Here is a 21,059-nt window from a genome sequence, read left to right on the forward strand (position 1 = left end):
GCTCTGCACCTCGGTGCTCGTGGAGCGCTCGGCGAGGAACAGGACCGTCTCCCCCGCGGCCAGGCGCGGGAGTTCGGCCTGGTCGACGGCGGCGGTGTAGACGACGAGCGGGGTGCGGTTGAGCTGCCCGTTCGCGCGCAGCCAGTCCACGATTCCGGCACGGCGGCGGCGTACCTGCATCAGGTCCATCACCACCAGGTTCGGCCGCATCTGTGCGGCCAGGGTGACGGCGTCCGCGTCGGACGAGGCCCGCGCGACCTGCATCCCGCGCCGCTCCAGCGTCGACGTCAGCGCGAGCGCGATCTCCGCGTGCTCCTCGATGAGCAGCACGCGCGGCGGGTGCTGCTCGCTGTCGCGGGGCGCCAGCGCCTTGAGGAGTACGGCGGGGTCGGCGCCGTACGCCGCCTCACGCGTCGCCTGTCCGAGGCCCGCCGTCACCAGTACCGGGACCTCGGCCGCGACCGCGGCCGTACGCAGCGACTGGAGGGCCGTACGCGTGATCGGGCCGGTCAGCGGGTCGACGAAGAGCGCGGCGGGGAAGGCGGCGATCTGCGCGTTGACCTCCTCGCGCGAGTGGACGATCACCGGTCGGTAGCCGCGGTCGCTCAGCGCCTGCTGGGTGGTGACGTCCGGCGCCGGCCAGACCAGCAGTCGGCGCGGGTTGTCCAGCGGCTCCGGGGGCAGTTCGTCGTCCATCGGTCGCGGCTGGGGCTGATCCGCGACCTCGATCGCGCCGCCGGGGCCGTCGAGCGGCTCGGGGCCTTCGTCGGCGTTCTCGTCGGGGGCCCCTATGGCGTACGAGCGGCCGTTGCCCTCGGTGGCTTCGGCTACCCGGGTTTGCGGCGCGGGTTGCTGTGCCTGAGGCGCGGGTTGCTGTGCCTGCGGCGGCTGGGGGTGCGGGCGGGCCGCCGCTTCGGGGTGCTCGGCCGCGGGCTCGGGGACGGGCACCGGCTCGGGCACGGGCTCGTTACGGGTGCCGAGTTTGCGGCGGCGGCCGGAGCCGTTGGTCCCGTTCGGGGGAGGGGTGGGGGCCTGGGGTTGAGGCTGGGGTCCGGCCTGCGGCTGCGCCTGTGCCGGCTGGGGTTGTGGCTTCGGGGCCGCCGGGAGCGCGGGCTGGTTGGGCTGCGGCTGCTGTGCGTCGCTCATCCGGCGGCCGAAGGGGACGCCCTGTCCGAGCGTACGCACGCTGAACGCGCGGCCCTGTGTGGAGTCGGGGTCCACGGGGGCCGCGGGGAGCGCGGGGGCCGCGGGGGGCGCTGCCTCGGCGGGGAGGGGCTGGGCCGCGCGGGGGGCAGCTCCCGTGGCGTTCGTGTCCGCTTCCGGCTGGGCGGGCTGGGGCGCGGCCGGGGTGTCGGCGGTGTGCGGCCAGCTCTGAGGGCCTGGGGCAGCAGTGGGCTGGGGTTGGGCTTGGGGCTGAGGCTCGGGTTGGGGCTGGGCGGTCTGCGTGACGGGGGTGGTGCCCTGGGGTGACGTACCGGCGTTCGCGGGGGTTCCGCTCGCCGTCGTGGCCGCGGCGTTTCCGCCTGCGGGGGTGGTCGCGGCGGCGGCAGCCTGCGCGGGGACGCCCTGCGGAGGCACGCCTTGTGCCGAGGCACCCTGCTGCGGCATGCCCTGTCCTGGAGCCCCCGGCACGGCACCGGGAACGCCCTGATCGGCAACTCCTTGACCGGCAACTCCTGGACCGGGATCCCCCTGCCCCGGAGCCCCTTGAGCCGCGGGGTTCATCTGCGCCGGGCCACCCTGCGCCGCCACCGGCGCGGGCGCCCCTTGTCCGGGAACGCCGGGGGCATCCTGGACCACTGCCCCCTGCTGCTGCCCAGGCAAAGCGGCGGCCCCCGCCGTGTCCCCCTGCGCCTGTCCTTGACCTGCGGCCCGCCGAGCCCGTCGACGGCCGGTCGGAGCCTCCACCGGATGCGGCTGTGGCGGGGTGTGATCGTCGGCTGATTCGTGCAGTGCCGCATCGTGGCGGCCCTCGTCGGCCTGGCCCTGGACCTGGCCTTGACCCTGCACCTGGCTCTGGCTCTGGACCTGACCGTTGCCATGCTCCTGGGCGGCGTACTCGGGGCCGCGGTCGGCCTCCGCCGGAGGCAGCGCGAACACGGAGCGCGGCTCGGCCTCCTGTGCGGCGGCGCGCTCCGCCGCGGCCGCCAGCGCACGCCGACGCCGCCCCGTCGGCTGAGCCGCCCCGTCACCGGCGTGGGCCTGAGCCGGAACCGACCCGGAACTCGCGGGCAACGCCGCGGGCAGAGCCTGACGTGCGTCGTCCCGCAGCGCGCGCCGCTCCCCGGAGTGGGGAACCCCCTGCGGAGGCACCGTCTCCCCGAGGCCGGTGGCCGCGGTACCCGCGGCATGCTCGGCCGCGGTCATGACCGAACCCTCGGCGACCCCGCCGCCTTCCGCCGGACTGGGCCGTCCACGCCGCCGCCCGGTCCCACCTGCCGGACCTGCCGGACCTGCGGCACCCGCTCCACCGGCACCGATCGGCCCGCCGGCAGCAGCCCCGCCGGGCCCCTCCTCGGTCCCGTCGCCCGCGCCAGGAACCGACGCCTGTGTCCCGTCCCCGGAGTCGGCCGCCCGCCTGCGCCGCCGCCCGGTGGGCGCGGACACTCCGGTGTCCGTCGAAGACGCGACCTCGCTCTCCAGGAAGGCGTCCACCGAGGCACGCCGAGCCCGCCGCCGCCCGCGACCGCCCTGCGGAGACCCCTGCTGCTCAGGCAGCGCAATCTCCGCACCAGGCCCACCGGCCGTCGCCGCGCCCGCCGCACCCGACTCACTCGCCGCGCCCGCCGCACTCACCGCACCCGGGCCCGGATCCATGGACGCATCCACACCCGCGCCAAGGGCCAGAACCGGACCCGGAGGCGGAGCCGAAACCGCCCCGGCCCCACCCCCGATCGGCACCTCGAGCACAAACGCACTGCCGCTCATCCCCGGCACCTCGTGCGTCTGCAGCACTCCCCCGTGTGCGCGCACGATGCCGCGCACGATCGGCTCGTGCACCGGGTCTCCCCCGGCGTACGGCCCACGCACCTCGATCCGTACGACCTCACCGCGCTGGGCCGCCGCCACGACGACCGTGTTGTCCATGTAGCCACCGGCCGAGACCGGCGCGTTGCCCGTCGAGTCGACGCCCGCGACGTCAGCGACGAGGTGCGCGAGCGCGGTGGCGAGCCGCTGCGGGTCGACCTCGGCCTCGATGGGCGGCGCGTGCACGGCGAACTGCACCCGCCCGGGGCCGATCAGCTCGACGGCTCCGTCGACACCGGCGGCGACGACGGCGTCGAGCATGACCTTCGTACGGGCGACGTCCTCGGCGCCGATGTCGAGCCGCTGGTAGCTGAGCACGTTGTCGATGAGCGTGGTGATCCGCGAGTAGCCGGCCGCGAGGTGGTGCAGGACCTGGTTGGCCTCGGGCCACAGCTGTCCGGCGTCGTCGGCGGCGAGGGCGGACAGTTCACCGCGCAGCTGGTCGAGCGGGCCGCGCAGGGACTGCCCGAGCACGGAGAGCAGCTGCTCGTGCCGCGCGGCCAGCGCCTCGTACCGGTCCTTCTCCCGCTCGGCGAGCGCGGCGTACCGGTCGTCGCCCGCGGCCAGTGCCTCCTCGTGCGCCTCGCGCAGCTCTGCGAACTCCTTGCCGTGCTCCTCCCGGAGCGAGGCCAGCTCCGCCGCGTGCTCCTCGGCGGTCCGCGCGAGCTCTTCCTGATGCCGCAGGTCCGCCGCGTCCTTCTCCTCCGCCAGCGCGTCGTACGGCCGCCGGTCGGTGAAGGTCATCACGGCGCCGACGAGCTGGTCCCCGTCCCGTACGGGCGCGGTCGTCAGGTCGACGGGCACTCTGTCGCCGCTCTTGGACCAGAGCACCTGCCCGCGCACCCGGTGCTTGCGCCCCGAGCGCAGGGTGTCGGCGAGCGGCGACTCCTCGTACGGGAAGGGCTCGCCGTCGGCGCGCGAGTGCAGCATCAGCGGGTGCAGCTCCTGCCCACCCAGGTCGCTGGCCCGGAAGCCGAGTATCTGTGCGGCGGCCGGATTGACGAGAACGACCCGCCCCTCCGTGTCGGTCCCGATCACACCCTCGGAGGCGGCGCGCAGGATCATCTCGGTCTGCCGCTGTGATCGCGCGAGTTCGGCCTCGGTGTCGACGGTGCCCGAGAGGTCGCGTACGACGAGCATGAGCAGCTCGTCGCCGGTGTAGCCGTAGCCGTCGTACGCCTGCTGGCCGTCCTCCAGGTTGGCGCTGGTGACCTCGACCGGGAACTCGCTGCCGTCGGTGCGCCGGGCCATCATCCGCCGCGGTTTGGTCTGCCCGCGGGGGTCGACGGTGGCGGGCCGGCGCATGGACCCGGGAATCAGCCGGGAGTCGAACTCGGGCAGCAGATCGAGCAGCCCGCGTCCCACCAGAGCGGTGCCCGGGGTTTCGAACGCTTCCAGGGCGATGGTGTTGGCGTTGACGACAGTGCCATTGGCGTTGACCAGCACCAACGCGTCGGGAAGCGCGTCGAGTATGGCAGCGAGGCGAGCAGCGCCTCGGGATGGCCTGCTGCTCACGAGACGCTTCCTCCCTGTTACCGCACCTTGCCAACCGCGGAAGCCATCTTGCCAACCAGTCCGCGACGTGTCACCCGAGGGAGTCTACGGCCAGTGGTTGCGCTCGGGACGCCGGATGAGAGGGAGGTCGCACGCAGATGAGAGACAGAGAAGACGCAGAAGAGACGCAGAACCTGTGACCTCCCCTTTTTTGAGCTGCTCTGGGCGTCGAGCTTGAGGTGCTCCGGGGCGTCGAGCTTGAGGTGCCCTAGGCATCGAGCTCCGGAAGTACGGGCACGAGGGCGTCCCACCGCGCGATCTCACATCCGTCGCGGCGCTCATACGTCGCGTCGATGGGCCGCCCGGCCCAGGTCCCCGTGACGTGAGCGGTGGCAGGACCGCCGTACTGCATCGTGCACATCCCGCCGGGCCGGGTGGGCGCGAAGGGGTCCTGGCCCCAGTGCGTCCTCCTGTCCAGCTGCGCGCAGGCGGCCTGGGCGTCGGGGTGGGTGCCACCCGCCGGATGACATTCGAGCTCGTGCGTCCCGTCCATACCGCCGCCCGCGTCCCTGACCGTCACGGTGAGGTGGTCGGCGTCGTGCGCCGGCGGCGTCGGCAGGAGGGGAAGCGTTTCGGCGTACGCGGCCGGGGGTGCCGTGGCCAGCGCGGCGAAGGACGCGGCGGCGGAGGCGGCGGCGGTGAGAGCGATGCGGCGCAACATGGCGGGCTCCACGGGATGCGGGCGGGAAGGGGGATCGAATCGGGATCCAATGGCGATGCAATGGGGATGGAATGGGGCCACAGGCCCCACATCACTAACGCCGCCCGTCCCGCGACGTTGCGCCGCGGTCAGTGCTTTGCCCTCCGCCCTTTCCGCCTAGTACCGTAGGGGGCGATTGGTGACACCCCGCTCGGCTGTGTCATCATCTGCAACGCACCACTCGCGCTCGCGCGGGCGGCTGTGCTGGAGGCGTCGCCTAGTCCGGTCTATGGCGCCGCACTGCTAATGCGGTTTGGGCCTTAAAGCCCATCGAGGGTTCAAATCCCTCCGCCTCCGCCACATGATCCCGAAGCCCTGGTCACAACTGACCGGGGCTTCGGCTGTTCCCGCGGCCCTGTCTCCGGCGGGCCGCTCCTCGACCGTTTATTGGCCGTCTGTCCAGGTCAGGCAGGGTGCGGTAAACGGATTTCGCCTCACGCCGCCAGTCATGTAATGTTGTTCCCGCGACGCCGACCGGGCCGAAAAGCCCGCCAGGAAGCGCCAACACAACAGAACACACAAGCACTCGTAGCTTAACGGATAGAGCATCTGACTACGGATCAGAAGGTTGCAGGTTCGAATCCTGCCGAGTGCACACAGGTCAGGGGCCCCGGAGTGATCCGGGGCCCCTGGCGTTTTCGGGCCGCACGCAGCGAAGTACAGCAACCGTGACCGGAGCGCTCGGCCGGCTCGCGGATAGGGTGTCCGCGCATGTCGCACGGCGACCGGGGGGTCGAGGGTTGTGCGGCGCGGGAGGGGCATTCATGAAGAGCAAGACCGGCAGAGCGGGACTCATGACGATGGTGCTGGCCGCACTGGTGGGATGTGGGGCCGGCGCATCCGAGGGACCAGAGGACGCGACGGTGGCGGAGCAGGCATCGACAGCTCCTGCTTCAGCGGTGGAGTCGCATGCGCGAGCCCGCCTCTCTGCTGAGGTTCTGCAGAGTCGGTGGTGGACATGGGCGTTGTCGGAGCCTGAACGCACGAGCCCGGTCGCTGACGAGGATGGAAGCGCGTGCGGGCGTAATCAGCCGCAGGATGTGTGGTTCCTGGCGGGCACCTTCGGCACTCAGGTCAAGCGCACTTGCAGCGTCCCCAACGGGGTACCTGTCGCGTTCCCTCTCGTGAACCTGATCGGTGGCCCGGCGGACTGCGCGGACTTCATGAGCGCAGCCAAGGGATCCGCAGTCCTGGACGGCAAGAGGGTCGACTCGGAAACCATCCGCAAAGAGACAATCACCGCGGAGGGCGTCGCCGACAATCCCGTCACCGGCGCGGACGGGCGCTTCAGCGCCACCGGGTGCGGTCTGTGGGTCCAGTTGCCCCCCTTGCGACCCGGAAAGCACACGCTGACGATTCGCGGGCAGTCCGAGGAATTCTCGACTGGTGTGGATTACGCCCTGACAGTGGATCCCGCTTAGGAGAAGGGCGCGCTGACTGACGCGAGTGGGGTGCGCGGCTTGCCGTGGGCCGTTGGCCAACTGCGGGTAATCCGCGGATTGCTGCCCAACAGGCCTTGTCTGCCTCTATGTTCACAGCGGCACGTCGTCGCACGCCCATACGAGCCTGGAGGCCCTGCCCATGCGCACCTCGCTCCGCACCGCGATAACCGGCGCGGTCGCCGCCGTCACCGTCCTGGCTGGGGGAACCGCCCATGCGACCCCGCCCGGGCCCGGAGTCACGGCCACGCTGATCGCGCAGAAGACGGTCGGCGACACCGACTACATCCTCAGGGAGATCACCGTGCCACCCGGTCAGGCCACCGGCTGGCACTACCATGACGGCCCGCTCTACGCCTACGTGAAGCAGGGCACGCTCAGCCACTTCGACTCCACCTGCACCTCGGACGGCGTGTATCCGCAAGGCAGCACCGTGCAGGAGCCGGCCGGGCCCGGCAACGTCCATATCGGCCGCAACCTGGGCGACATGCCCGTCGTACTCACCGTGCTGTACGTGCTGCCGCACGGCGCGCCGTTCTCCGAGGACGCCCCGAACCCCGGCTGCCCGTTCGAGTGATCAGCGCGGCGGCACCCGTGCCGCCGTCGTGCCGTTGCTAAGGGCGGATGTAGGGCCGGGTCATGATCTCCATGTTGTGGCCGGCCGGGTCGTCGAAGTACGCGCCGCGTCCGCCGAACAGACGGTTGATCTGGCCGGGTTCGGTGTGGTTCGGGTCGGCGTAGTAGGTGACCCCGATCGCTTCCAGCCGGGCGATCATGCTGTCGAACTGCTCGTCGGGCACGAGGAACGCGTAATGCTGCGGCTGGATCGGCTCGTCTCGCTTCTCGTAGTAGTCGAGCGTCACGCCGTTGTTGAGGTCGACGGGGAGGAACGGCCCGAATGGAGCGCCGACTCTCAGACCCAGCACCGCGGCGATGAACTCGGCGGACAGGTGCCGGTCACTGGCATAGATGGCGGTGTGGTTGAGCTGGACACATCCCGCTCGAGTGGTTGTCGGGAGCTCGGATTCATGCGGGTACTGCGATGCATTCGGCATGTGTGGTGTGTGTCTCCGGGTCTTGGGGTCCGCTGAGAGTGGCGCCTCATGGGGGCGCCGGGCAGGAAGACTCGGAAAAGGGGGGCGGGGCTCTCACCCGCCTCGTGCTCACGCCGAGGCCGGGAACCTCACTCGTGTGTGGCCCATGGCCGACCCGGCAGTCACCCCACCGACTTTAGTGATCACCATGAGCTGAGACAACGCATTTCCATGCCTCCGCCATCGCCCCCCGTAGCTGCCGTGGGCATCGTCGTCGGTCACCTCGCCGACGTGTGCGGAGCACGCGGCGTCTACCGTGGCCATCCCGCTCTGGCTGGTTGGAGCCACCACCGCCCCGCACTGGCTCATCTCGGGCACCATGCTCACCGGCACCGTGATCGTCGTCGCCTTTCAGGTGCGGGCCAGCCGCAGCATCGATTCCCCCAAGGCCGGGGGCAAGGCCTACCGGCGAGCGGGCGTGGCCTTCCTCGTCTCCTGCTCGATGATCTCGCTGGCCGCGGGGATACCGGCGTGGGCCGCTGCCACGCTGCTCATCACCGCAGTGGTGATCCATACCGTCGGTGAGCTGTGGCACTCGGCCGCCGGCTTCGAGGTGTCCTTTGCTCTTGCCCCACAGCACGTCACCGGCCAGTACTTGGGCGTGTTCGGCCTGGGAGCCGGACTGGCCGAAGGCCTCGGGCCAGGTTTGCTCATCGCGCTCTGCATCACGTGGGGGCGGCCCGGGTGGTACGTCGTGGGAGCGATGTTCGCTCTGACGGGCCTGGTCGCGCCACTCGCCGTCCGCTGGGCACAACGCTCCCAGCACACTCGACAGATACACGTGGAAGCCAGGGAAAAGGCGCCGGCCGCATGAACGCGGTACTCGAAGCCGGGCCCTGCCGCCCATCCTTCGGGGAGGCGGGGCCCGGCCTCAAGAGAGTCGGCGACTCAAGGGCGTTGGCGTCCCATTTTCGCCGACTGCCGGTTGTATCCCTTGGTGTCCCACCACTCTTCCAGCAGGGTGTGGACGATGTGCACGAGCTGCCCGAGTCGGTCGGGATCGGGGGACGACGAGGTGAGCACGTCTGCGAAGGACCTGTCGTCCCAGGGAAGAGTGACCACCCAGCGCTCGTCGGGATGGCCCTGACGCTCCACGGTGAGCCAGTACGTCAACGTCGCACTGCGGTCGGGGTGATGATCGACCGACAGATCGGTGATGTTGAACCTCATACTGCCGTCACCGGTGGTGTATGAGCGGGCCAGGGCCCGCTCAGCCGGCGTGTGGGCCGCCATATGCTCCGCCCGTCCTTTCGCCTCGTCTACGAGTACGAGGGTGCCCCAGCCTGACGGCTAGCACCTGGCAGCGGCACGGGTGTTGACCTTGTACGTGTGCGGAACTTCTCGTAGTTCGGGCATGTGTTGGTGTAGGTGGAGTAGCCACCGCGGCCATTGGGCTTTCCGGACCAGATGGCAGCGCTGATCTTCCTGTCCATCGTGCTGTTCGGCGACTCCGGCGACTCCGGCGACCGTGTCGCTCGAAGGGGTCGCGGCGGACGCGGAACCGGCTCGGGCACCTGCGTCGGATCGGCGTCGCATCGGCGTCGGCCCTGCCCGTCCGCTCGCCCGGGCCCGTTGTCAGTGGCGCCGCCTACTCTCGTGAGCGATGGCACAGGTGTGGAGATGTGCGGGGCTGCGGTGGCAGGGAGCGCAGCCGCAGTTGGTCTGGGAAGGCGGGCAGCGGAGTGCTCTTGCACGCGGGCGGCGGGTGGCCTTTCGGGTGGCAGGGGGCGAGCGGACATGCGTCGGGGCGCGGGGGAACAGCTGTCCCGTGAGGGCTGTCGTGTCCGGGCGCAGCGTCGGCGCGCGGTGCGAGGAGTGTGCGCGGCTGGAGCGTGCGCATTCCGTTGCCGCCGATACCGTCGCCGACGACCCGCGGCCGTACCACGTGTATCTCGCGTGGTTCGGGAGCGGGATGGTCAAGGTCGGGATCACGGCCGTGGAGAGAGGGGACGCGAGGCTGCTCGAGCAGGGGGCCGTGGTCTTCAGCTGGCTCGGGCGCGGGCCCCTGATGGCGGCTCGGCGGAGTGAGGAGTTGCTGCGCAGGGCGTTGGGGGTGCCGGACCGGATCCCGTACGACGCCAAGCGGGCCGTGCGCAGTGCGTTGCCCGGGGCGGCGGTGCGACGGGCCGAGGTCGAGGCGCTGCATGCGCGGGCCGCGGGGCTCGGTGGGTGGCCGGAGGCCTTGGAGCGGATGCCGTTCGTGGCCGTGGATCATGTGGGCGCGTTCGGACTCGATGGGCTGTCGTCGGCTGTGGGGGTCGTGGGCGAGCTGGTGGCGGGCGGTGTGGTGAGCGGGGAGCTGGTGGCCGCGGCCGGGCCCGATCTGCATCTGGCGACCGGGCGTGGGGTGGTCGTGCTGGATACGCGGCTGATGCGGGGGTGGGAGCTGGGTTCCGCGGACGGTCGTGCGATGGCAGTGCCGGTGAGGGAGTGCGGTGGCGGTGGCGTTCAGGAGGGGCTCTTCTGACCGGGAAAGGGAGCGGAGAGAATGGTGACATGAACGAACAAGCCATTGATCCTGTCGCTGCGCAGGAACCGCCGTACTACGCCGTGGTGTTCACCTCCGTAAGGACGGAGGGAGACAACGGGTACGGGGAGACGGCCGAGCGGATGGAGGAGCGGGTCAAGGAGATACCGGGGTTCCTCGGGATCGACTCGGCGCGGACGCCGGGCGGGCTCGGGATCACCGTGGGGTACTTCCGGGACGCCGAGGCCATCGAGGAGTGGCGCAGCGACATGGAGCACCGGGCGGCGCAGAAGCGGGGGCGTGAGAGCTGGTACGAGAGCTACACCCTGCATATCGCCAAGGTCGAGCGGAGTCACGGGTTCCGTCGCGGGCAGGGCTGAGGCGGGGCTGAGACACGGCTGAGGGAGGGGGCTGAGAAAGGGCTGAAGAGCGAGATCAGTTGCTCTGGGATTCCCAGGTGTTCCCTGAGCGGCTCCTGTGCGTTTCTCAGGTAATTCACAGGTTCCCGAAAGGGTGCTCTCAGAGCGGCCCACCAATGTGTGGGCTATGACCACGACCTCGCCCCAGGGGCGCACCGAACTGCTGAGGCCGGACGGGAGCCCCGTCCGCGTGCTTGTGGTGGACGACGAGCAGTCGATCACCGAGCTGTTGTCCATGGCCCTTCGTTACGAGGGCTGGCAGATCCGCAGCGCGGGTGACGGGACCGGGGCGGTGCAGACCGCCCGGGACTTCCGGCCCGACGCCGTGGTGCTCGACATGATGCTGCCGGACATGGACGGGCTCGCCGTCCTCGGCCGGCTGCGGCGTGATCTGCCCGACGTGCCCGTTCTCTTCCTGACGGCGAAGGACGCCGTCGAGGACCGTATCGCCGGGCTCACCGCGGGCGGCGACGACTACGTCACCAAGCCGTTCAGCCTGGAGGAGGTCGTCGCGCGGCTGCGCGGGCTGATCCGTCGCTCCGGTGCCGCCGACCGTCGCTCCGACTCCACGCTCGTCGTCGGGGACCTCACCCTGGACGAGGACAGCCACGAGGTGTCGCGCGCCGGGGACAACATCCACCTCACCGCCACCGAGTTCGAGCTGCTGCGCTTCCTGATGCGCAACCCGCGCCGCGTGCTCAGCAAGGCGCAGATCCTCGACCGCGTGTGGTCGTACGACTTCGGCGGCCAGGCCAATGTCGTCGAGCTCTACATCTCCTACCTGCGCCGCAAGATCGACGCCGGGCGTGAGCCGATGATCCACACCCGGCGCGGAGCCGGTTACCTGATCAAACCCGCCGCGTCATGAGCGGGCGACGACAGCTGCGAAAGCAGCGGCGCCGACAGCCTCGGACGCTGCGGACGCGGCTCGTCGTCGCGTCCGTCGTGCTGATCGCCGTCGTGTGCGCGGTGATCGGCACGGTGACCACGATTGCGCTGCGGTCACATTTGTACGAGCAGCTCGACGAGTCGGTGAAGGGTGCGGCCATGCGGGCGGCCGGGCCCGAGGAGCTGGTCGGCAAGGAGCCCCCTGACCGCAAGAAGCAGCAGACGCTGTCGGAGTTGGTCGTCCGAGGCCCGCAGCCGAGCAACGGCGGCACGCTCGCCGCAAAGCTCACGGGCGGCAACATCACCGAGGCCAAGGTCGGCAAGAAGTCCGAGGGCGACGGCGGGGTACCCGAATTCAACCCCGAGTCACTCACCTCGGCGCAGGAGGCCGCCCTCGAAGACGTGCCGCGCGACGGCGACCAGCACACCGTCGACCTCCCGGGCCTCGGCGAGTACCGCGTCCAGTACAAAAGTGGCATCGACGGTGCCTACTACGTAGGCCTGTCCACCGAAGACGTCACAGAGACCCTCAACACCCTCATCCTCGTCGAAGTCAGCGTCACAGCCGCCGGTCTAGCCGCCGCCTTCCTCGCCGGGGCCACCATCGTGAGCGTCGCGCTGCGCCCCCTGCGCAGGGTCGCCGCCACCGCCACCCGTGTCTCCGAACTGCCGCTGCACACCGGCGAGGTGACCCTCAACGAGCGCGTCCCCGAGTCCGAGACCGACCCCCACACGGAGGTCGGGCAGGTCGGCGCCGCCCTCAACCGCATGCTCGACCACGTCCACGGAGCGCTGCACGCGCGCCAGGAGAGCGAGACGCGGGTACGGCAGTTCGTCGCGGACGCCAGCCATGAGCTGCGTACGCCGCTCGCGTCCATCCGCGGATACGCCGAACTCACCAGGCGCGGAAGGGAAGAGACCGGACCGGACACGCGGCACGCGCTGGGCCGGATCGAGTCCGAGGCCGGCCGGATGACGGGCCTCGTCGAAGATTTGCTGCTGCTCGCGCGGCTCGACGCCGGGCGCCCGCTCTCCTACGAACACACCGATCTGTCCCCGCTGGTCGTGGACGCGGTGAGCGATGCCCGTGCGGCCGGGCGCGATCACAACTGGCGCCTCGACCTGCCGGACGAACCCGCGCTCGTGCTCGCCGACGCCGCCCGCATCCAGCAGGTCATGGTGAACCTGTTCGCCAACGCGCGTACCCACACACCACCCGGCACCACGGTGACCGCACGCGTGCGCCGGCAGGGCTCCTGGGTGTGCCTGGACGTCCAGGACGACGGGCCCGGGATTCCACAGGATCTGCTGCCCCGTGTCTTCGAACGGTTCGCGCGGGGCGACTCGTCGCGCTCGCGCGCCTCGGGATCCACCGGTCTCGGTCTTGCCATCGTGCAGGCCGTCGCGACCGCGCACGGCGGCGCCGTGACCGTCGACAGCGTGCCCGGGCACACGGTGTTCACCGTGCATCTGCCTGTGCTGTCGCCCGAAGCGGGACCCGCGGCGGGGTACGAGGCATGGGCTGGGGAAACGCCCGAAACAAACACGCAAACGCACTCACAGGCACAGCACAGCACCACCACATGGGTGCAACAGGGGGCTTGACGACAGTCGTCGTCATGCGAACCGAACCTTCTCCCGGCAATCTGCCGGCGCGGGAGCACCTCCCGGCCGGGAATGCCGGTACGCCTGTCCTGGACGTAGTGATCCCCGTCTACAACGAGGAGAAGGACCTCCAGCCGTGTGTGCGCAGACTGCACGAGCACCTCGCGCGCACCTTCCCGTACGCGTTCCGCATCACCATCGCGGACAACGCGTCCACGGACACCACACCGCTGGTGGCGGCACGGCTGGAGGCGGAGATCCCGGAGGTCAGGTCCTTCCGGCTTGAGCAGAAGGGACGCGGCCGGGCGCTGCGCACCGTCTGGTCGGCCTCCGACGCTCCGGTCCTCGCCTACATGGACGTGGATCTCTCCACCGACCTCAACGCGCTGCTGCCGCTGGTCGCCCCGCTGATCTCGGGTCACTCGGACCTGGCGATCGGCTCGCGGCTGGCCCGCTCCTCGCGGGTGGTGCGCGGTGCCAAGCGGGAGTTCATCTCCCGCACCTACAACCTGATCCTGCGGGGCTCGCTGCAGGCCCGCTTCTCCGACGCCCAGTGCGGATTCAAGGCGATCCGGCGCGAGGTCGCGCAGGTGCTGCTGCCGCTGGTCGAGGACACCGGATGGTTCTTCGACACCGAGATGCTGGTCCTCGCCGAACGGGCCGGCCTGCGTATCCACGAGGTGCCGGTCGACTGGGTCGACGACCCGGACTCGACCGTGCACATCGTGAAGACCGCGACCGACGACCTGTTGGGCGTGTGGCGCGTCGGGCGCGCCCTCGCCACCGGCTCGCTGCCGCTCGACCGGCTCGCGCGGCCGTTCGGTGACGACCCGCGCGACCGCGACCTGACCGGCGTACCCACGGGACTCGCCCGGCAGCTCGTCGGCTTCTGTGTCGTGGGCGGTCTGTCCACGCTGTTCTATCTGCTGCTCTACAGCGGCTTCCGTACGTTCGCGGGGTCGCAGGTCGCCAACGCGCTCGCCCTGCTCGTGTCGGCGGTCGCCAACACGGCGGCCAACCGGCGCCTCACCTTCGGCGTCCGCGGACGGGACCGGGCCGTGAAGCACCAGGCGCAGGGCCTGGTGGTCTTCGGTATCGGCCTCGCCCTCACCAGCGGTTCGCTCGCCGCCCTGAACGCGGCGACGAGCGAACCCGCGCACTCCACCGAACTGGCGGTGCTGATCGCCGCCAACCTCGCGGCGACCGTGCTGCGGTTCCTGCTCTTCCGGGCCTGGGTGTTCCCGGACCGGCACGATCACGACGCGCCGTCGACCGTAGTCGCCTCTCACACGCCCGTCGTGCCCGCCGGTTCCGTGTCGCCCGTCTACGCGACGGCGCCGCGGCCTCCGTACGGCGCGACTCACTCTCCGTACGACAACCGAACCTGGGGGGACGCGACCGTGCAGCTGCAGCCGGTGCGTCCGAACGATCACGATCCGAGGAACGCACGATGACGACGACTCAAGCCGACTATCCGGGGACACACAGTCCCGCCGGGACACCCAGTCCCGGCTGGGGTCCTCCCGCCTCAACAGCCGTACAGCAGCCGGTCGTTCCGGCGGAGCCCACCGTGGCTCCCGAGGACGGCAGCCCCAAACAACCCTTCGTGCGCCGCGCCTGGCGCGGGCGGCCCGAGGACCACCGCTGGGTGCGCCCCGCGTTCCTGGGCACGCTGTTGCTGATCGGCGTGCTCTACACCTGGAACCTCACGGCCTCCGGGTACGCGAACTCCTTCTACTCCGCGGCCGCCCAGGCCGGCTCCCAGAGCTGGAAGGCCTTCTTCTTCGGCTCTCTGGACTCGGCCAACGCCATCACCGTCGACAAGCCTCCGGCCTCGCTGTGGCCGATGGCCCTGTCGGTGCGGGTGTTCGGTCTCAACTCCTTCGCGATCCTCTTCCCGCAGGTCCTGATGGCCGTCGCCACGGCCGGTGTCCTGTACGCGGCTGTACGGCGCCGGTTCTCCGCCTCGGCCGGCTTCATCACCATGGCGGCCTTCGCGCTCACGCCCGTCGCCGCGCTGATGTTCCGCTTCAACAACCCGGACGCGGCCCTCGCGCTGCTGAGCGCCGCCGCGGTCTACTGCACGCTGCGTGCCATGGAGAAGGCCCAGACGAAGTGGCTGCTGTGGGCGGGCACCGCGATCGGCCTCGCCTTCCTGGTGAAGACCCTCCAGGCCTTCCTGATCCTCCCGGTACTGGCCCTGCTGTACGTGGTCTTCGCGCCGACGGTCCTGAAGAAGCGCATCGGCCAGGTGCTGCTCGCCGGGCTCGCGATGGTCGTTTCGGGCGGCTGGTGGGTCGCGATCGTCGAGCTGTGGCCGGCCTCGTCCCGCCCGTACATCGGCGGCTCGCAGAACAACTCCTTCCTTGAACTGACCTTCGGCTACAACGGCCTCGGGCGCATCAACGGCGAGGAGACCGGAAGCGTCGGCGGCGGTGGTGGCGGTCAGGGCGGCGGCTGGGGCGAGACCGGCTGGGACCGGATGTTCAGCTCGTCGATCGGCGGTCAGATCTCCTGGCTGATCCCGGCGGCGCTGATCCTGCTCGTCGCGGGCCTCGTGCTCACCCGGAAGGCCCGGAGGACCGACACGGCCCGCGCCGCGTTCCTCGCCTGGGGCGGCTCGCTGCTGATCACCATGGTGATCTTCAGCTTCATGCAGGGCATCTTCCACGAGTACTACACCGTGGCCCTGGCCCCCTACATCGCGCCGCTGATCGGCATGGGCGCGGTCGTGCTCTGGGAGGAGCGCGGCAAGACATGGGTGTCGCTGACGCCGGCGGGCGCGATGACGGCGACCGCCGTATGGGGGTACGTCCTCCTCAACCGTTCCTCCGCCTACCTGCCGTGGCTGAAGTGGCTGGTCCTGGTCGGCGGTCTGGTCGCGGCGCTCGGCCTGATCTTCGTCAACAAGCTCGGCCGCCGACTGGCCATGGGTGTGGTCGGGTTGAGCTTCGTCGCAGCCCTCGCGGGCCCGGCGGCGTACACGATCAACACGCTGCAGGAGGCCCACACCGGCTCGATCGTCACGGCCGGTCCGGCGGTCGCGGGCGGTCGCGGCGGGCCGGGTGGCGGTGGCGGCATGGGCGGCGGCCCCGGTGGCGGCGGTATGCCCGGCCAGAACCAGCAGCAGAACGGCAACGGGCCGGGTGGGGCGGCGGGCCGGCCCCCGACCGGCGGCCTCCCCGGCGGCGGCCAGAACCAGCAGGGTCAGCAAGGTGGTCAGCAAGGTCAGCAGAACGGAAACGGCACCACTCAGAACCAGCAGGGCGGCCCCGGCGGTCAGATGGGCGACGGCGGCGCTGGTGGCGGCGGCATGGGCGGCCTGATCGGCGGCACCTCGGTCAGCGGCGAGGCAAAGAAGCTGCTGGAGACGAACTCCGGCGACTACACCTGGGTCGCCGCGGCCATCGGCTCCCAGAACGCCGCGAGCTACCAGCTCTCCACCGGCGAGCCGGTGATGGCGATCGGCGGCTTCAACGGCACCGACCCCTCCCCGACGCTCGCCGAGTTCAAGCAGTACGTGGCGGACGGCAAGATCCACTACTTCATCGGCGGCGGCAGCATGGGCGGCCGTGGTGGCAGCGACAGCGGCAGTTCCTCCGAGATCAGCTCGTGGGTCCAGGAGAACTTCAAGGAGGTGACGGTAGGCAACTCCACCTTCTACGACCTGACGCAGCAGACGAGCGGCTGACGAGCAGCTGACGGTTCCCTGCGGGGGCGGTCGAGGCGAGAGCGCCACGGCCGCCCCTTCTGTGTTGTACGGCGTAAGGGAGTTGTTCTACGGTGTATGGCGACATCATCTCTCGTACACTGTAGAAGGGAAGAGGGCATCCATGACGGCCGAGACGACCGCCGGGAACACCACCGCACCTCCGCAAGGACACCCCCAGCGCTGGCTCATCCTCGGAGTCATCTGTCTCGCGCAGCTCACGGTGCTGCTGGACAACACCGTCCTGAACGTCGCGATCCCCTCCCTCACCGAGGAGTTGGGGGCGGGCACCTCCGACATCCAGTGGATGATCAACGCGTACTCGCTCGTGCAGTCCGGTCTGCTGCTCTCCGCGGGCAGCGCCGCCGACCGCTATGGCCGCAAGAAGATGCTGATCGCGGGGCTCGCGCTCTTCGGCGTCGGCTCGCTGACGGCCGGACTCGCCGATTCCACCGGGCAGTTGATCGCCGCGCGGGCCGGGATGGGCGTGGGCGGGGCGCTGCTGCTCACCACCACGCTCGCGGTCGTGATGCAGATCTTCACGCCCGAGGATCAGCCCAAGGCGATCGGCATCTGGAGCGCGGTCGCCATGATCGGCTTCGCGATCGGACCACTGGTCGGCGGCTTCATGCTCGACCACTTCTGGTGGGGCGCGATCTTCCTGGTGAACCTGCCGGTCGCGGCGCTCGGCCTCGTCGCGGCGGTGGCGCTCGTGCCGGAGTCCAAGGATCCGCGTGGGGATCGTCCCGACGTGTTGGGAGCGCTGCTGTCGACGATCGGCATGGGCTCGCTCGTCTTCGTGATCATCTCCGGTCCTGAGTACGGCTGGACCTCCGGGCTGGTGTCGGCGGCCACCGCGGTGGCCGTGGTGGTGCTGGGGCTCTTCGCGTACTGGGAGAGCCGGATCCCGTATCCCATGCTCGACATGCAATTCTTCCGTGACCAGCGGTTCACGGGTGCGGTGACGGGTGTCGTGCTGGTCGCCTTCGGTATGGGTGGGTCGCTGTTCCTGCTGACGCAGCACCTGCAGTTCGTGCTGGGGTACGGCCCTCTGGAGGCCGGTCTGCGAACGGCTCCGCTCGCGCTGTCCATCGTGGTGCTCAACTTCTCCGGCCTGTCGGCGAAGTGGGCGGCCAGGCTCGGCAATCCGGCCTCCATCCTGATCGGCATGACCCTGGTGGCAGGCGGACTGGTGTCGATCGCGACGCTCACCGAGCACGGCTACGCGGGCATCCTCCTCGGACTGCTGCTCATCGGCGCGGGCTCCGCCGTCGCCACTCCCGCCATGGCGCACGCCATCCTGAGCGCGATCCCGCCGGAGAAGGCGGGCATCGGCGCGGGCGTCAACGGCACCCTCAACGAGTTCGGCAACGGCCTCGGCGTGGCGGTGCTCGGCGCGATCCTCAACTCCCGCTTCGCCGCGCTGACCCCGGTCGCCGCGACCTCGCTGCCGGCGGCGCTGGCCACGGCGGGCTCGGCACAGGAGCGGGAGCGGATCATGGACGCGTACTCGTCCGGGCTCGAGACCAGCCAGATGGTGGGGGCGGTGGCGGTGCTGCTGGGCGGACTGCTGGCCGCGGCGTTGTTGCGGCGGGCCGATCGGGCAGACTCCGCGGTGGCGGCATCGGCGTGACGATGCCCGGGTGGGGCACGCATAGCATCACGTACGCGAAGTACCAGTACTGAGCTGAGTTCCGAGGAAGGTGCGCCATGGTTAGGGCAGCGGCATGGTGAGGTCGGCCGACCGGGCCGAGCGTCCGGCGCGGCACAGCGTCTGGCTGGAGGACAAGGGTCCCCGCGGCGGTGCGACCCGCGGCGGGGGCCAGCCGTCCGGGCTCGATCGTGACCGCATCACCCGGGTCACGGTGCGGCTGCTCGACGCCGAGGGCCTGGCCAAGTTCTCCATGCGTCGGCTTGCTGCCGAGCTGAACGTCACGGCGATGTCGGTCTACTGGTACGTGGACACCAAGGACGATCTGCTGGAACTTGCCCTCGACTCGGTCTTCGGCGAGCTGAAGCTGCCTGATCCGGAGTCGGGCGAGGACTGGCGCGATCAGCTGCGCGCGCTGGCGAGCGCGTACCGGGCGGTGCTGGTGCGCCACCCCTGGGTGTCGCCGCTCCTCGGGACGTTCCTCAACATCGGGCCGAACTCGGTCGCCTTCTCGCTCGTGGTGCAGCGCGTGGTCCGCGCGACCGGGCTGCCGCCGCACCGGCTGGCGGGGGCGATCGCGGCCGTCTTCCAGTTCGTGTACGGATTCGGCACGATGGAGGGCCACTTCAGCCTGCGCAGCGCGGCTGTCGGGTTGAGCCCGGACGAGTACTTCCAGCAGTCCCTGAGCACTCTCAAGACGGCCCCTGAACTCGACAACATCCTCCAGGAGTCCGTGGACCTCATGGCGGCCCGCGGCGGCGACACGGTCGCGGAGATGTACGACCGCGATTTCCAGTTCGCCCTGGACCTGGTGCTCGCGGGCATCGAGGCGATGGTGGAGCGCGCCTGACGCTCCGGGGTGCGCCCCTTCAGGGGCGCGGGGAACTGCGCGACGAGCCACGACCGGCCCGCAGCCGAAGTGCGCCCCCAGGATTCCTGGGGGCGCTGCCTTCGCTACTCCTGCGGAGCGAGCCGCGCCGGGAAGCCCCCCGTGGCAACGGGCCCCCAGCGGTCAGGGGTGACCCGGATGATGGACTTGCCCTGCTTGCGCATCGCCTCGCGGTACTCGTCCCAGTCCGGATGCTCACCGGCGATGTTCCGGTAGTACTCCACGAGCGGCTCGACGGAGTCGGGCGTGTCGATGACCTCGGCCGTCCCGTCGATCTGCACCCAGGGCCCGTTCCAGTCGTCGCTCAGCACGACGAGGCTGACGCGCGCGTCCCGCTTGGCGTTGCGGGTCTTGGCGCGGTCCGGATACGTGGAGACGACGACCCGGCCCGCGTCGTCGACGCCGCAGGTGAGCGGCGACCCCTGAGGGCTGCCGTCGGCGCGGCGCGTGAGCAGGATGGCGCGGTGGCGGGGACGTACGAAGTCGAGCAGCTCGTCGAGGGAGACGGAGGTGTTCGTCGCGATGTTGGGTGCCATGGCGGCAGCCTAGGGCCTGTCCGGCGGATCATGCCGACTCCAGCTGACGGCGCGCAATAAGCACGGGTGAGCGGGGTCTGGTGCGTGCAGCTGCAAGGCGGAGGAGGGAGTCGAAGCGGAGCTTCGGCGACTGACGACAACGCCGCAGATGTGCGTGCCAGACCCCGCAGCCCCGGCATGATCCGCCGGACAGGCCCTAGGCCTTGAGGTGGCGCGAAGCCTGGTCCTGTTGTGCCTACGTTCGCGGCGGTGTCTCGCCCTGCACCGCCTGGATGTCCAGCTCCACCTTGAGGGTCGCCCCGATGGCCGCGATGCCCGCCTGGACCACCTGGTTGTAGTTCATGGCGAAGTCCTCGCGGCGCAGCTCGGTCGTGGCCCGGAAGGCCGCGCGGGTGCCGCCCCAGGGATCCGCGCCGGTACCGAGGTGGGCGAGGTCCAGGTCGACCGCTCGTACGACACCGTGCAGGGTCAGTTCGCCGTGCACCGTCCAGCGGTCGGCGCCGGCGGGCGACAGTCCCGTCGAGCGGTAGGTGATGTCCGGGTACCTCTCCACGTCCAGGAAGTCCGGGGACCTGAGGTGCTCGTCGCGCATGCCGTTGCCGGTGTCGATCGAGGCGGCCCGGATGACCGCCTCCACCCTGGACTTGGTCACCTCGTCCGGGGCGATCTCGATCCGGCCGGAGAAGTCGGTGAACCTTCCGTGCACGCTGGAGATACCCAGATGCCGGGCGACCGCGGACACGGAGGAGTGGGCCGGGTCGATGGTCCAGGGGCCGGGGGGCGGGAGTTCGGCGCCGCCCTGCCGTGCCAGGGTCACGGTCCCGACCTCGGCGCGCCCGCTCGCCGTGACGAGCGCACTGGCGGCGGCGGGGGCGTAACCGACGGCCGTGACGATCACCGTGTACGCCCCGGGTGCGAGTTCGGTCCCGTTCCGTACGACCCCCTCTCCGTCGGCCTCGGCGCGCATCACCTGCGTACCGGTCATGTCGGTCACCGTGACGACCCCGTGCGACACGGCCCAGCCGTCCCGCGTGCGGATCTTCGCGGTCAGTCCCATTGCGTGTAACTCCTCTGCGGGGAA

General features: G+C 70.5%; 17 protein-coding genes and 2 tRNA genes. 13 read left to right on the top strand and 6 right to left on the bottom strand.

All coding sequences use genetic code 11. The features are described from left to right. The coding region (locus FE633_RS40535; RefSeq protein ID WP_246114049.1) for a hybrid sensor histidine kinase/response regulator at positions 1-4,542 on the bottom strand (4,542 nt) is incomplete at its 3' end. Positions 4,543-4,789: 247 nt separating this feature from the next. Then, the gene (locus FE633_RS40540; RefSeq protein WP_138050175.1) at positions 4,790-5,242 is read right to left on the bottom strand and encodes an SSI family serine proteinase inhibitor; all 453 of its coding nucleotides are present in this window, start codon (positions 5,240-5,242) and stop codon (positions 4,790-4,792) included. A 245-nt stretch (positions 5,243-5,487) separates the two neighbouring features. Between FE633_RS40540 and FE633_RS40545 the strand changes: the two genes are divergently transcribed. From FE633_RS40545 to FE633_RS40560, 4 genes are all read left to right on the top strand, one after another. Further along, positions 5,488-5,581: transfer RNA gene (locus tag FE633_RS40545), tRNA-Ser, on the top strand. 222 nt (positions 5,582-5,803) lie between these two features. Then, positions 5,804-5,876, top strand: a tRNA-Arg gene (locus FE633_RS40550). Positions 5,877-6,045: 169 nt separating this feature from the next. After that, positions 6,046-6,702 (top strand): signal protein, encoded by a 657-nt coding sequence (locus FE633_RS40555; RefSeq protein ID WP_138050176.1) that lies wholly within the window; start codon positions 6,046-6,048, stop codon positions 6,700-6,702. A gap of 160 nt (positions 6,703-6,862) precedes the next feature. Next, a complete protein-coding gene (locus FE633_RS40560) occupies positions 6,863-7,297 on the top strand; it encodes a cupin domain-containing protein (protein ID WP_138050177.1) in 435 nt (144 codons plus the stop codon). Between the two features lie 37 nt (positions 7,298-7,334). On the opposite strand, the gene FE633_RS40565 is transcribed toward FE633_RS40560, so the two are convergent. Beyond that, positions 7,335-7,775, bottom strand: a complete 441-nt coding sequence (locus FE633_RS40565) for a VOC family protein (protein ID WP_138050178.1) — start codon at positions 7,773-7,775, stop codon at positions 7,335-7,337. Positions 7,776-8,133: 358 nt separating this feature from the next. Here FE633_RS40565 and FE633_RS40570 point away from each other — a divergent pair, with 358 nt between their 5' ends. Continuing rightward, a complete protein-coding gene (locus FE633_RS40570; RefSeq protein ID WP_246114050.1) occupies positions 8,134-8,628 on the top strand; it encodes an MFS transporter in 495 nt (164 codons plus the stop codon). 74 nt (positions 8,629-8,702) lie between these two features. Here FE633_RS40570 and FE633_RS40575 read toward each other — a convergent pair whose 3' ends face one another. Next, on the bottom strand, positions 8,703-9,047 hold the full coding sequence (locus FE633_RS40575) for a hypothetical protein (protein WP_138050179.1): 345 nt from the start codon (positions 9,045-9,047) through the stop codon (positions 8,703-8,705). 370 nt (positions 9,048-9,417) lie between these two features. Between FE633_RS40575 and FE633_RS40580 the strand changes: the two genes are divergently transcribed. From FE633_RS40580 to FE633_RS40615, 8 genes are all read left to right on the top strand, one after another. Beyond that, positions 9,418-10,281 (top strand): DUF2797 domain-containing protein, encoded by an 864-nt coding sequence (locus FE633_RS40580; RefSeq protein WP_138050180.1) that lies wholly within the window; start codon positions 9,418-9,420, stop codon positions 10,279-10,281. A gap of 29 nt (positions 10,282-10,310) precedes the next feature. Beyond that, positions 10,311-10,661: an antibiotic biosynthesis monooxygenase family protein gene (locus tag FE633_RS40585; RefSeq protein ID WP_138050181.1), complete on the top strand. Its 351-nt coding sequence runs from the start codon at positions 10,311-10,313 to the stop codon at positions 10,659-10,661. Positions 10,662-10,827: 166 nt separating this feature from the next. Then, positions 10,828-11,568, top strand: coding sequence for a response regulator transcription factor (locus FE633_RS40590; RefSeq protein ID WP_162931246.1), 741 nt, complete (start codon positions 10,828-10,830; stop codon positions 11,566-11,568). Beyond that, positions 11,565-13,193: a sensor histidine kinase gene (locus FE633_RS40595; protein ID WP_138050183.1), complete on the top strand. Its 1,629-nt coding sequence runs from the start codon at positions 11,565-11,567 to the stop codon at positions 13,191-13,193. Before FE633_RS40590 ends, FE633_RS40595 begins: the two co-directional genes overlap by 4 nt. Before the next feature lie 14 nt (positions 13,194-13,207). Beyond that, complete coding sequence (locus tag FE633_RS40600; protein ID WP_138050184.1) at positions 13,208-14,647, top strand: bifunctional glycosyltransferase family 2/GtrA family protein; 1,440 nt, start codon at positions 13,208-13,210, stop codon at positions 14,645-14,647. After that, positions 14,644-16,884 (top strand): ArnT family glycosyltransferase, encoded by a 2,241-nt coding sequence (locus FE633_RS40605; protein WP_138050185.1) that lies wholly within the window; start codon positions 14,644-14,646, stop codon positions 16,882-16,884. The genes FE633_RS40600 and FE633_RS40605 overlap by 4 nt, the downstream gene beginning before the upstream one ends. Positions 16,885-17,026: 142 nt before the next feature. Continuing rightward, positions 17,027-18,535, top strand: a complete 1,509-nt coding sequence (locus tag FE633_RS40610; RefSeq protein ID WP_138050186.1) for an MFS transporter — start codon at positions 17,027-17,029, stop codon at positions 18,533-18,535. 94 nt (positions 18,536-18,629) lie between these two features. After that, positions 18,630-19,403: a TetR/AcrR family transcriptional regulator gene (locus tag FE633_RS40615; RefSeq protein ID WP_138050187.1), complete on the top strand. Its 774-nt coding sequence runs from the start codon at positions 18,630-18,632 to the stop codon at positions 19,401-19,403. 104 nt (positions 19,404-19,507) lie between these two features. Here the strand turns inward: FE633_RS40615 and FE633_RS40620 are convergent, their stop codons facing one another. Further along, positions 19,508-19,978, bottom strand: a complete 471-nt coding sequence (locus FE633_RS40620; protein WP_138050188.1) for a PPOX class F420-dependent oxidoreductase — start codon at positions 19,976-19,978, stop codon at positions 19,508-19,510. Between the two features lie 235 nt (positions 19,979-20,213). Beyond that, complete coding sequence (locus FE633_RS40630; RefSeq protein WP_138050189.1) at positions 20,214-21,035, bottom strand: YceI family protein; 822 nt, start codon at positions 21,033-21,035, stop codon at positions 20,214-20,216. Positions 21,036-21,059 lie beyond the last annotated feature (24 nt).

The sequence above is a fragment of the Streptomyces montanus genome (assembly GCF_005786655.1).
GTDB lineage: Bacteria > Actinomycetota > Actinomycetes > Streptomycetales > Streptomycetaceae > Streptomyces > Streptomyces sporangiiformans.